The following is an 11,647-nucleotide window of genomic DNA, read 5'->3' on the forward strand; positions in this document are numbered from 1 at the left end:
CACACTGAGGCCATGGCCCGGGACGGTTTCGCGTCGTCGTACGAGGTGGTCGTCGAAGGTGGGGCGGCGTCTGAGAGGGTCGCGGCGGAGCTCGTGCGTCGCGGGCTCGAGATCGCGCCGCGCGGCGACCACCTGGTGCTGCGGGGCGACTTTTCCGACCTGGCCGAGCTCAACGCTCTGCTCTTCGCCCTCGACGACCTCGGCCTCGCGCTGGTCTCCGTCCGACAGCTCCCGTGACCGACCGCGATCTCACTCCGCCGGGGTGGGGGAGCCCGTCATGAGTGCGCCGGACGAGGAGGTGGCGCGCCTGCGCGCCGAGGTCGACGAGCTCCGCGCGCGCCTGAGCGCGTCGCCGCCCGGCACCGACGAGCGTGAGGCCGACCACGGACGCGCCGGCTGGTGGCGCACCCCGCTGGTGACCGTGCTGGTCGTCCTCGGTGCTCTCACCGCTCCCCTGTCGGTGGTCGCCACCTGGGCGCACGACGAGATCGGGGACAGCGACCGCTACGTCGAGACCGTCGCCCCGCTCGCCGCCGAACCGGCGATCCAGGGGGCGATCGCCGACGCCGTGACCACGGTGATCGTCACTAATCTCAGGATCGAGGACGTGACCTCCGACGCGCTCTCGGCGCTCTCCCAGCAGAGCTTCATCCCGCCGCGCGCCGCTCCGCTCCTTCCGGCGCTCGCCGTCCCGTTGTCCAACGCCGTCGAGCAGTTCGTCCGCGACACGGTCGAGCGTGTGGTCCAGTCGGACGCCTTCGAGGAGGCGTGGGTCACCGCCAACCGCACGGCGCACGAAAGCGCCGTCGCCGTCCTCACCGGGAAGGGCACGGACCGGATCGCGATCCAGGATGGTGAGGTCAGCGTGAACATCGGGTCGATCGTCGAGACGGCGAAACAGCTCCTCGTCGACCGCGGGTTCGCCCTTGCCGAGCGCATCCCGGAGGTCGACGCGACCTTCGTCCTCTTCGCGTCCGACGACATCGGCCAGGCCCAGACGTGGTTCAGCTGGCTGGAGACGTCCGCACGTGTGCTCCCCGTCCTCGGCCTCGTCCTGCTGGCCACCGCGGTCCTCGTCGCGCGCGACCGACGGCGCGCGCTGCTCGCGGCGGCACTCGCGGTCGCCGTCTCGATGGTCCTGCTCGGCCTCGTGCTCAACCTCGTGCGTCCGCTCTACCTCGACGCTGTCCCGGACGACGTCCTACCCGCCGAGGCGGCTGCGGTGGTCTACGACCAGCTCATCGGCTTCATCCGCACCGCGTTGCGGGCGGTCCTCGTCGTCGCCCTCGCGGTCGCGGTCACGGCGTTCCTGCTCGCGCGTGCCGGCCCTGGGGCAGCGATCCGGACCGGCGCTGCCGGGCTCGCCGCCCGCCTGCGCGAGCGCAGCGGGATCCGGCGCGGCCCGGTCTCGACGTTCGTCGCCACCTACCGCAACGGCGTCCGCGGCGCCGTGGTCGGCATCGCGGTCCTCTGGTACGTCATGCTCGACCACCCGACCGGCGGAAGCGCGCTGCTCATCGTCGTTCTTGCCGTCCTCGGGATCGTCGTCGTCGAGGTGGTGGCCGGACCCCGCACCGCTGCCCCTGTAGTCACCGACCCTGTCAGCTCGCGTCCGCCTCCCCCGCCGTCTCCACCGACGGGCTGACCTCGAGGAGCTCGACGCCCAGCTCTTCCAGCGCCTGGAGCGCCCCCATCAGCTCGGCCCGGTCGCGGAACGTGCCGCGGAGCGACACCGGCCCCTCGGTCTCGACGCGCAGCCGCAGGGCCGCCAGCACAGCGACGAGCGCCTCGCTCAGATGTCCCCGCACCACGATCTCGAAGGAGGTGGGGCGACTGGGCGAGGCGCTCGTCATGGCGGGCTCCGTCAGCTCTCGAAGTCTGCTGAGTAGGCCGTGAGTGCCCAGATCACCACGACGTCGAAAGCGATGATCACGACGGCCCAGATCGGGTAGTAGGGCAGCCACAGGAAGTTGGCGATGATCGAGAGGATCGCGATGCCGATACCGGCGCCGCGCGCGAAGGCGTTGCCCGACATGATCGCGAACGCGATCACGATCAGCAGCACGCCGAGCACCAGGTGGATCCAGCCCCACGTGGTCGTGTTGAACGCGTAGACGTAGTCCTGGGTCCGGACGAGCACGTCGTCCTTGGCGATGGCAGCGATGCCCTGAAAAATTTGGACGAAACCGACGATCGCGAGCATCGACGCCGCGAAGATCGTGATGCCCTGGGCCCATGGGTTGCTTGCCGCGTTGCGGGTGGACATCCGTGTCTCCTTCGTGAGGCGGCGGCCACCCCGCCGCATGACCTCAGCCTGTCGGCGCACCGGCGGGACAGCATCACTCCCGTGGGGTGATTCGCTCCCGGCCCGGCACCGGGAGGTTCGAGCGTTCAGCCGTTGAGGATCCTGGCCTTCTGCGCCGCGAACTCCTCAGGCGTCAGCAGGCCCTGCTGCTGCAGGGCGGCGAGGCGCTCGAGCTGGCTCACCGCGTCGGTGCCGCCCGACTCGGCGGGCGCGCTGGGCCTGCCACCGGTCAACGGCGGCGCTGCCAGCAGGGCGTGTGCCAGTGACGCCGCTCCTCGATGCCCGACGCGCTCAACAGACCCGGCTCGAGCGGCCAGACGACCACGTGCGGCGTGGCGGGCCGGATCTGCTGCGAGCAACCGGGGCACACGTAGGTCTTGGTCGACGACGAGCCCGTGATGGACCGGACCACCCAGTCACCGTCCGTACGCTCCTCGACACGCTGGTTGCCTCCGTTCAGAGGCGGGGCTGCACCGCGAGGACCACGAGGCGTACGGCGGCGGCGCGACATGAGCCCAGGGTACGGGCCGGCCGCACGGGGACGGCCGACCCGTACGGGTCAGCGGCGGGCGTACTCGCGGAACCCGCGTCCCGTCTTGCGACCCAGGTATCCGGCCGTCACGAGGTGCTCGAGCAGCGGCGCCGGCGCCCAGGCCGGCTCGCGGAACTCCCGGAAGAGCGTCTGCTCGATCGCCAGCGACACGTCGTTGCCGACCACGTCGAGCAGCTCGAACGGTCCCATCGGCAGGCGGCAGCCGAGCTTCATCGCGACGTCGATGTCGTCGGCGGTCGCGTAGTGCGCCTCGAGCATCTTGACCGCATCGTTGAGGTACGGGAAGAGCAGCGCGTTGACGATGAAGCCCGCACGGTCGCCGCACGAGACGGCGTGCTTGCCGACGTTCGCACAGAGCGCGGTGACCGTCTCGGTGACGTCGTCGGCGGTCGCGACCGTGGACACGACCTCGACCAGCTTCATCACCGGCGCGGGGTTGAAGAAGTGCATCCCGATGACGTCCTGCGGACGGTCGGTCGCCGACGCGCAGGCGATGACGGGGAGCGACGAGGTGGTCGTGGCGAGGATCGCACCGGGCTTGCAGATGCGGTCCAGATCGCGGAAGAGCTCGAGCTTGACGTCGAGGTCCTCGGCGATCGCCTCGACGACGATGTCGACGTCGGCCAGCGCCTCCCGCTCGGTGCTGCCGGTGAGCCGGGCGAGGATCTCGGCCTTCTGGTCCTCGCTCGCCCGTCCTCGGGAGATCGCCTTGTCCATCGACTTCGCGATCGCAGCGCGGACGCCGTCGACCTTCTCGGTCGTACGGCCGACGTAGACCACGTCGTACCCGGCCTTCGCGAAGACCTGGACGATCCCCGACGCCATGGTGCCGGTGCCGACGACGCCGACCAGGCCGATCTCGCGCCGCAGCTGCGGCGCAGCGTCCGACGACGGCGTCGTGGCGTCCGCGACGACCTCGGAGGAGTACGGCTCGGCGTAGGTGTAGAAGCCACGGCCCGACTTCCGGCCGAGCAGCCCGGCCGTGACCATCTGCTTGAGGATGGGGGCGGGAGCGTGGACACGCTTGCGGTCCTGGAGGTACATCGTCTCGAGGATCTCGTACGCGGTGTCGAGCCCGATGAGGTCGAGCAGCGCGAGCGGCCCCATCGGGTAGCCGCAGCCGAGGCGCATGGCCGCATCGATGTCCTCGCGCGTGGCGTACTGCGCCTCGTACATGGAGGCGGCGTGGTTGAGGTAGGCGAACAGCAGCGCGTTGGCGATGAAGCCCGCCTTGTCGCCGACCGTCACCGGGCTCTTGCCCAGGCGCTGCGCGAGCGCGACCGCGTCCTCGACGACGTCCGGGGCGGACACCACGGTGCGGACGACCTCGACGAAGTCCTGGACCGGCGCGGGGTTGAAGAAGTGGAGACCGACGACGCGGCTCGGGAGCTTGGTGCTCGACGCGATCTCGGTCACCGACAGCGCGGACGTGTTGGAGGCGAGGATGGCGTCGTCGCGCACGATCTTGTCGAGCTGCTGGAAGACGTCGATCTTGACGTCGAGCTGCTCGACGACCGCCTCGACCACGAGGTCGGCCTCGGCGAGCGCCGTGAGATCGGTGGCGTAGGAGATGCGGCCCAGGAGTGCGTCGCGCTCGGCCGTCTCGAGCTTGCCGCGCTCGGCGGCACGTTGCGTCGAGTGCTCGATGGTCGAGCGCCCGTGCGCGAGTGCTTCCTCGTCCCGGTCGATCCCGAGCACGGTGATGCCGTTGCGGGCGAGAACCTCCGCGATGCCGGCACCCATGGTGCCCAGGCCGACGACTCCGACAGTGTTGATCTCGCGCGCCACGGGAGGCTCCTGATGCTCTGGGACGTAAGTTACTGGCAGGTTACTACCGGTCATCCGGAGTCTGGCAGGCATGGGCATCTCCGCGCCGTGACTCAGGTCACGCCTGGCCTGTGGAGTTCCGGGCCGGAGCACGTCCCTGCCCCTAGCATGGCCTGATGCGCCGCCTCGACGAACCTCCCCGCCGCGCCCCCGCGATCGCCCTCGCCCTTCTCCTCGCGCTCGCCGGCTGTGGCGACGGCGATACCACCAGCGGGTCGGCCGATCAAACCTCTGCGTCGCCGGAGCCGACCGCCACCTCGCCCGCGCCGCCGGCCACCGAGACGACCGCGACCGCTTCCAGCAGCACGCCCACGCCGACCACGGCCACCACGCCAGCACCGTCGCCGACGGCCAGCGCTCCCTCGACTCCCAGCGCCGACGAGCTCTCCGCGGCCAAAGCGGGTCGCGGGCCGGTCGGAGTCTGGCGCAACCGTGATCTCCAGTGGGTCCTGCGGATCAAGAAGAGCGGTCGCTTCGTCGACGACTTCGCCGGAGTCAAGAACATCCGCTCCGGCACGTGGCGCCTCAAGGGCAAGCGGGTCGTCCTCAAGGGCGGCGACGGCATCACCACGCGCGGCAGGCTGCGCGCCAAGACCTTGACGATCAAGGGGACGGTCCTCGTCCGCGTCCGCTGACGTCCAGGCTCCGCCGGCCCCTGTAGGTTGTCCGGGTGCGACTCGTCATTGCCCGCTGCCAGGTCGACTACGCCGGGCGTCTCACCGCCCATCTCCCGATGGCCACACGGCTCATCCTGGTGAAGTCGGACGGCTCGGTCTCGATCCACTCCGACGACCGGGCCTACAAGCCCCTCAACTGGATGAGTCCGCCCGCCGCACTGCGCGAAGGTAAGACCGAGGACGGTGCGATCGAGTGGACCGTGTCGGCAACCAAGTCCGACGACACCCTCCGCATCCTCATCGAGGAGATGCTCCACGACTCCAGCCACGACCTCGGTGTCGACCCCGGTCTCCAGAAGGACGGCGTGGAGAAGCACCTCCAAGAGCTGCTGGCCGAGCACCCCACCACCCTCGGTGACGGGATGTCCCTCGTACGCCGGGAGTACATGACGGCAATCGGTCCCGTCGACCTTCTGTGCAGGGACCCCGGCGGCGCGTCGGTCGCGGTCGAGGTCAAGCGGCGCGGCGAGATCGACGGCGTCGAGCAGCTCACCCGTTATCTCGAGCTGATGAACCGCGACCCTCGCCTCGCGCCCGTCCGCGGGATCTTCGCGGCGCAGGAGATCAAGCCACAGGCCCGCACGCTCGCCCTCGACCGCGGGATCGAGTGCCGGGTCGTCGACTACGACGCCCTGCGCGGGATCGACGACCCGTCCCTCCGCCTCTTCTAGGACCCGGTCTGGTTCGAGGACGTGTCTCAGGAGCCTCGATCCGGTAAGCAGGAGACATGATCCGGATCGAGGTCGTCCAGGGCGACATCACGACCGTGCGCGCCGACGCGATCGTCAACGCGGCCAACAGCTCGCTGCTCGGGGGTGGAGGCGTCGACGGCGCGATCCACCGGGCCGGCGGGCCGGAGATCCTCCAGGCCTGCCGTGAGCTTCGCGCAACCACGCATCCTGACGGGCTCCCGACCGGGGAGGCTGTGTCCACGACCGGCGGACAGCTTCCTGCGCGGTGGGTGATCCACACGGTGGGCCCGGTGTGGTCGCGCGAGCAGGACCGTACGCCGCTGCTGCGGTCGGCCTATACGAGAAGCCTCGCGGTCGCCGACGAGCTCGAGGCGCGAGTCGTCGCCTTCCCGCTCATCTCGGCCGGCGCGTACGGCTGGCCGCTCGACGACGCGGTGGAGGTCGCGGTCTCCTCGCTGCGCGAGGCGACGACCGAGGTCGAACGCGTGGTGATGGTCGCCTTCGGCGCCGCCCCCGAACGGCTGTTGCGCGGCGCCGTCGACTGATCCGTGCAGACGGCTACGGCTACGGCTGCGGCTGCGCGCTGGGTCGCGGCTCAGCCGTCGTTGCCGGGACCGGCGTCGGGGCCTTGCTGCCGTACCCGCTGCACGTTCTCGAGCGACTCCCGGAGCTCGTCGAGCCACGTGTCGGCGTGCTTCTCGACCAGACGCACGCACCAGGCGAGGGCCTCGCTCCTGCTGCGTGCGACCCCGCCCGCGATCAACGTGTCGAGGACCTGCCGCTCGGGCTGGCGAAGTCGCGTCATCACGGGCGAGGCGAGGTGCGTGTAGAGCGCGCGGGTGCCGTCGCACTCGACGCCCCACGAGACGGTCCGGTCGAAACGGTGCTGAGCCTCCCGGGCGATCTCCATGCGGTCGGCGCGAGTACGCTCCCTGAACTCCCGGACACGGCCTTCCACGGCCCCACGGCGCTCCGCGTCCGAGGCGCCGGCGTCCAGCGCCGGGCCCGGAATCTCGCCGATGACGACGATCTCCTCGCGATCCACGGTCACACCGACGAGCCTCTCGAACAGGCCGTCGGGAAGCCTCCCGGCGAACCATCCACGAATCTCATCCACCTGCTGCTGCGTAATCATGTAATCAGGCTTACGCCGATGCTTTCCCCCACGCAACGCTTGTCCGCTCTCCGCAGACGCTCGGGCTACCGGCCGAAGGGTGGGTGTCAGCAATCTCCTTCGACTGGTGGGGAGGATCGCTAGCATCGCTCGACGTGTGGACCTACCGCGGCGACGAGCCGACCGTCATCCAGTGGCTCGGCAGCATCCGGCTCGGCCACGAGGCCCACCGGATTGCCGCGAAGGCGGTTCGACGACGCCACCGCGCCCTCGCGCTGGTGACCGTGCTGGTCGCCGTACTGGCCGCCGCAGCCGCGTTCACCGCCGCCCTGGGGACGAGCCGCACCTGGCTGCAGGTCAGCGCCGGCACGCTGGCCGCCCTCGCCGCCGCCACCGCCCTGCTGCACGCCGTGGCCGACGACGCCGACGTCATCGCCGCGCACCAGCGCGCCGCCGCCGAGTACGGCGATCTGCGACGCCAGCTCGAGCAGGCCATCCTCTCCGAGCGGATCACCGACGACCGCCTGGCCGAGATCCGTCACGAGTGGACCCGCATCGAGGAGCGCGCGCCCAGCCTGTCCCACCGCACGACGCGACGCGCCGACGACCAGTTGCGCCCGGGCGCGCACCTCCCGGTCCCGGCGTCGGCCACCGACGCCCCGCACGGCGGGGTGCCCCAGACCGAGATCGACGACGAGCCCGTCAAGGAGCTCACCGCAGGCTGATCCGTACGCGCCGATCAGCCTGCGGACTCCGCCAGGTCGACGACCTCCCGCGCGCAGCCCCACGACAGCGTCACCCCGGCGCCGCCGTGGCCATAGCAGTGGACGACCGGGCTCGCCCCATCGCGCTCCTCCCGCTCCACACGCACGCTCGGCCGTGCCGGCCTCAACCCGACCCGTACGCCCAGCACCGGGGCACCCTGGAGCTGCGGCACCACCGCGCCGGCCCGCGCGAGGATGGCGGCAGTGTCAGCGTCGCGCGGTGCGAGGTCCCACACGTCGAGCTCGCTCGTGCCGCCCACGACGACGTCCTCGCCGCGAGGGACGACGTACGTCAGACCGCTGGGTCCGTCGGCGAGGAGCACGTCGTCGACGCCCGGCACCGGCGCCAGGCGTACGACTTGACCACGGATCGGCACGGTCGTCGGGTCCGCGGCGAGGAGGCGACTCCCGAGTCCGGAGGCGTTCACGACCACGTCGGCCCCACGTGGCAGCGCGGGCAGCGCCATCCGCGTCAGAGTGCCACCGTTCTCGGCGAGCCGGCGTACGAGGTAGTCGAGATAGGTCGGCATGTGGGCCACGAGACCGTCGAACGCCCACCCCGCGCCGAAGCCCTCCGGCACCTCGGCGAGCGTGTGGAGCGAGGGGACCGCGTCGGCCCACCAAGGGCGAGAGGCGGGATCGGCGACGAGCTCGGTCGACCGCCGTCTCCTCACCCCTGACGAACCGGGGAGCGCCGCCATCACCTCGTACGTCCGTCGCGACCACTCGAGCACGCGGTCGGCCGGGTGCACGAGAGAGGGGTGCCAGCAGGCGGCGGCGATCGCGGACGTGGTCTCCTGCGGCAGGTCGCGTGCGAGCACGTCGACCTGGTGGCCACGCTCGGCCGCCACCACGGCGCAGGTCAGCCCCGTGACCCCGGCTCCCACGACCAGCACACGCACGCGCCCACCCCCGGCGTCAGGCTCCGGCGACCGGTGGGGCCGTGGGATCGGCCGCCTCCGGCTTCTCCTCGCGCGCCACCCAGTGCTCGATGGCCTCGAGGTCCTCAGAGGAGCGCGTGACGACGGCGAGAAGGTCGCTCATCTTGGAGTTCTCCTCCACCTGCTCCTTGATGAACCACTGCATGAACTGGTCCGAGGCGAAGTCGTTCTCGTCTCGCGCCACCCGGGTCAGCTCGTTGATCTGCTCGGTGACCCGCTTCTCCTGGGCCAGCGCCAGCGCCACCGGCGCGACGACATCGGCGAAGTCGTTGGTGGGATCGGCGACGCCCGGGATGCGTACGGGGGCGTCCGCGTCGAGCAGGTACTGCACCATCATCATCGCGTGGTCGCGCTCCTCGACGGCCTGCTGGAAGAACAGCGACGCCATGCGGGGCATGGTGAGCCCGTCGTAGTAGCAGGCGATCGCCACGTACTGCTGATGCGCCGCGAACTCGTGACCGACCTGCTCGTTGAGCAACGCCGCGAACTTCTCCGATGCCATGACTGCACTCCTCGCTGCGGCCTCCGACCCTCTGTCGTCTGCCTCACCCCCGACGCTAGTGCGAGCGGGAGCGGGCATCCAGCAAGGACTGGCTAGCCTTCGGAGGCGCAGGTGCAGGCGGCGTCAGTCGAGATCGTTCGCGCGCCGGATGACGTCGACGATGTCGTCCATGATCTGCGTCATCCCGTAGTCCTTCGGCGTGTACACCGCGGCCACACCGGCCTCGCGCAGCCGGCGTGCGTCCGACTCGGGGATGATGCCGCCGACGACGACCGGCACGTCACCGACGCCGGCCGCGCGGAGCTGCTCGAGCACATCCGGCACGAGCTCCATGTGCGACCCGGAGAGGATCGAGAGCCCGATGCAGTCGACGTCCTCGTCCACCGCGGCGGCGACGATCTGGGACGGCGTCAGCCGGATCCCCTGGTAGACGACCTCGAAACCGGCGTCACGCGCGCGCACGGCGATCTGCTCGGCCCCGTTGGAGTGCCCGTCGAGCCCGGGCTTGCCGACCAGCAGGCGAAGACGTCCGCCGAGCTCCTGGCCCGTCGCCCGCACTCGCTCGCGCACGGCCGTGAGCTCGGATCCGCCCTCGCTCATGCCCACCACTCCCGTCACTCCGGTCGGTGCACGGAACTCACCGAAGACCTCCCGCAGAGCGCCGGCCCACTCACCCGTCGTCACTCCGGCACGCGCGCAGACCAGCGTCGCGTCCATGAGGTTGGCGTCGGTCTTGGCGTCGGCACGGAGCCGCTCGAGAGCCTCGGCGACCTCCGACTCGTCGCGCTGGCCACGCCACGCGGCGACGCGCTCGATCGCGCTCGCCTCGGCGAGCGGGTCAGCGGTCTGGATCGCCGCGTCGAGGGCGGCCGTCAGCGGCGACTCCTCGGTCTCCTTCCAGGCGTTGACCCCCACCACGAGCTGGTCGCCGGCCTCGATCTTGGCACGCCTCGCCGCGTGCGAGGCGACCAGCGCCTGCTTCATGTAGCCCGACTCGACCGCCGCCACCGCGCCGCCCATGGCCTGGACGCGATCGATCTCCTCCTTGGCGCCAGCGACCAGCTCGGCGACCTTCGCCTCGATCACATGACTGCCCTCGAAGATGTCGTCGTACTCGAGGAGGTCGGACTCGTAGGCGAGCACCTGCTGGAGTCGCAGCGACCACTGCTGGTCCCACGGGCGCGGGAGACCGAGGGCCTCGTTCCACGCAGGGAGCTGGATCGCGCGCGCACGGGCGTCCTTGCTCAGGCTCACCCCGAGCATCTCCAGCACGATGCGCTGCACGTTGTTCTCGGGCTGCGCCTCGGTGAGCCCGAGGGAGTTGACCTGGACGCCGTAGCGGAACCGGCGCATCTTCGGGTCCTGCACGCCGTACCGCTCGCGGGTGATCTCGTCCCACAGCCGGCCGAAGGCGCGCATCTTGCACGTCTCCTCGACGAACCGCACCCCGGCGTTGACGAAGAACGAGATCCGACCGACGACCTTCTCGAACTCCTCCGGTGGCACCTGACCGGCGTCGCGGACGGCATCCAGCACGGCGATCGCGGTCGACAGGGCGTACGCGAGCTCCTGCACCGGGGTAGCGCCGGCCTCCTGCAGGTGGTAGCTGCAGATGTTGAGCGGGTTCCACTTCGGCATGGTGACGACCGTGTAGGCGATCATGTCGGTCGTCAGCCGGATCGACGCCTCCGGCGGGAAGACGTACGTCCCGCGCGACAGGTACTCCTTGATGATGTCGTTCTGCGTGGTCCCGGCGAGCTGCCCGACCCACTCCTGCGGGTCCTCGCCGGCGTCGTGCGCCTGCTCCTCGGCGACGACCTGATACATCGCGAGCAGCCACATCGCCGTCGCGTTGATCGTCATCGAGGTGTTCATCGTCTTCAACGGGATTCCGTCGAAGAGACGGCGCATCTCGCCGAGGTCGGGGATCGGCACGCCGACCTTGCCCACCTCTCCCCGGCTCAGCTCGTGGTCGGGGTCGTAGCCCGTCTGGGTCGGGAGGTCGAAGGCGACCGACAAACCGGTCTGCCCCTTGGCGAGGTTGCGTCGATAGAGCGCGTTGGAGTCCGTCGCCGAGGAGTGTCCGGCGTACGTGCGCATCACCCAGGGGCGATCACGGTGGGTCGAGTCGGCCATGCGGCTTAGGTTAGTTCCTCGTGACCGACGAGTAACACCCACGTGAGCGGAGTCACGTGGGTCACATCCTCCGCCAAGAGGTGCACACTGAAGACATGACCAACAGCGGCTCGGTGGTGGACTATCTCTTCGTCCC

The 11,647-nt window shown here is 70.4% G+C and carries 15 protein-coding genes; 6 read left to right on the forward strand and 9 right to left on the reverse strand.

What is annotated here, in order from left to right:
* Together PV363_RS11065 and PV363_RS11070 are read left to right on the forward strand one after the other, a co-directional pair.
* A partial coding sequence (locus PV363_RS11065; protein WP_301022347.1) for a hypothetical protein occupies positions 1 to 237 on the forward strand: 237 nt, incomplete at its 5' end.
* A gap of 40 nt (positions 238 to 277) precedes the next feature.
* The gene (locus PV363_RS11070) at positions 278 to 1,645 is read left to right on the forward strand and encodes a hypothetical protein (protein WP_301022348.1); all 1,368 of its coding nucleotides are present in this window, start codon (positions 278 to 280) and stop codon (positions 1,643 to 1,645) included.
* On the opposite strand, the gene PV363_RS11075 is transcribed toward PV363_RS11070, so the two are convergent.
* The 5 genes from PV363_RS11075 to PV363_RS11095 form a co-directional block, all read right to left on the reverse strand.
* Positions 1,602 to 1,853 carry a hypothetical protein gene (locus tag PV363_RS11075; RefSeq protein ID WP_220344081.1) on the reverse strand — a complete coding sequence of 84 codons (252 nt, stop codon included), beginning with the start codon at positions 1,851 to 1,853 and terminating at the stop codon, positions 1,602 to 1,604. The genes PV363_RS11070 and PV363_RS11075 overlap by 44 nt on opposite strands.
* Positions 1,854 to 1,864: 11 nt before the next feature.
* Positions 1,865 to 2,266: a hypothetical protein gene (locus tag PV363_RS11080; RefSeq protein ID WP_220344080.1), complete on the reverse strand. Its 402-nt coding sequence runs from the start codon at positions 2,264 to 2,266 to the stop codon at positions 1,865 to 1,867.
* A 125-nt stretch (positions 2,267 to 2,391) separates the two neighbouring features.
* Positions 2,392 to 2,538, reverse strand: a complete 147-nt coding sequence (locus PV363_RS11085) for an SHOCT domain-containing protein (RefSeq protein WP_220365937.1) — start codon at positions 2,536 to 2,538, stop codon at positions 2,392 to 2,394.
* Complete coding sequence (locus tag PV363_RS11090) at positions 2,535 to 2,816, reverse strand: hypothetical protein (protein WP_255559418.1); 282 nt, start codon at positions 2,814 to 2,816, stop codon at positions 2,535 to 2,537. Before PV363_RS11090 ends, PV363_RS11085 begins: the two co-directional genes overlap by 4 nt.
* Before the next feature lie 48 nt (positions 2,817 to 2,864).
* The gene (locus tag PV363_RS11095; protein ID WP_301022349.1) at positions 2,865 to 4,646 is read right to left on the reverse strand and encodes a 3-hydroxybutyryl-CoA dehydrogenase; all 1,782 of its coding nucleotides are present in this window, start codon (positions 4,644 to 4,646) and stop codon (positions 2,865 to 2,867) included.
* A gap of 155 nt (positions 4,647 to 4,801) precedes the next feature.
* Between PV363_RS11095 and PV363_RS11100 the strand changes: the two genes are divergently transcribed.
* From PV363_RS11100 to PV363_RS11110, 3 genes are read left to right on the forward strand one after another with little or no spacing between them, the layout of a single operon-like run.
* The gene (locus tag PV363_RS11100; protein WP_220344077.1) at positions 4,802 to 5,320 is read left to right on the forward strand and encodes a hypothetical protein; all 519 of its coding nucleotides are present in this window, start codon (positions 4,802 to 4,804) and stop codon (positions 5,318 to 5,320) included.
* 35 nt (positions 5,321 to 5,355) lie between these two features.
* On the forward strand, positions 5,356 to 6,033 hold the full coding sequence (gene nucS, locus PV363_RS11105) for an endonuclease NucS (protein ID WP_220344076.1): 678 nt from the start codon (positions 5,356 to 5,358) through the stop codon (positions 6,031 to 6,033).
* A 56-nt stretch (positions 6,034 to 6,089) separates the two neighbouring features.
* Positions 6,090 to 6,599 (forward strand): O-acetyl-ADP-ribose deacetylase, encoded by a 510-nt coding sequence (locus PV363_RS11110; RefSeq protein WP_220344075.1) that lies wholly within the window; start codon positions 6,090 to 6,092, stop codon positions 6,597 to 6,599.
* A gap of 50 nt (positions 6,600 to 6,649) precedes the next feature.
* On the opposite strand, the gene PV363_RS11115 is transcribed toward PV363_RS11110, so the two are convergent.
* Positions 6,650 to 7,171 carry a hypothetical protein gene (locus PV363_RS11115; protein ID WP_301022350.1) on the reverse strand — a complete coding sequence of 174 codons (522 nt, stop codon included), beginning with the start codon at positions 7,169 to 7,171 and terminating at the stop codon, positions 6,650 to 6,652.
* Positions 7,172 to 7,323: 152 nt separating this feature from the next.
* On the opposite strand from PV363_RS11115, the gene PV363_RS11120 reads away from it, so the two are divergent.
* Positions 7,324 to 7,893, forward strand: a complete 570-nt coding sequence (locus PV363_RS11120) for an SLATT domain-containing protein (protein WP_220346502.1) — start codon at positions 7,324 to 7,326, stop codon at positions 7,891 to 7,893.
* Positions 7,894 to 7,907: 14 nt separating this feature from the next.
* Here the strand turns inward: PV363_RS11120 and PV363_RS11125 are convergent, their stop codons facing one another.
* The 3 genes from PV363_RS11125 to PV363_RS11135 form a co-directional block, all read right to left on the reverse strand.
* Positions 7,908 to 8,834, reverse strand: a complete 927-nt coding sequence (locus tag PV363_RS11125) for an FAD-dependent oxidoreductase (RefSeq protein ID WP_220365941.1) — start codon at positions 8,832 to 8,834, stop codon at positions 7,908 to 7,910.
* A gap of 16 nt (positions 8,835 to 8,850) precedes the next feature.
* Complete coding sequence (locus PV363_RS11130; protein WP_220344071.1) at positions 8,851 to 9,375, reverse strand: ferritin; 525 nt, start codon at positions 9,373 to 9,375, stop codon at positions 8,851 to 8,853.
* 123 nt (positions 9,376 to 9,498) lie between these two features.
* Positions 9,499 to 11,511 (reverse strand): protein meaA, encoded by a 2,013-nt coding sequence (locus tag PV363_RS11135; RefSeq protein ID WP_301022351.1) that lies wholly within the window; start codon positions 11,509 to 11,511, stop codon positions 9,499 to 9,501.
* Between the last annotated feature and the right edge of the window lie 136 nt (positions 11,512 to 11,647).

The sequence above is a fragment of the Mumia sp. genome, assembly GCF_028803055.1.
Lineage (GTDB): Bacteria > Actinomycetota > Actinomycetes > Propionibacteriales > Nocardioidaceae > Mumia.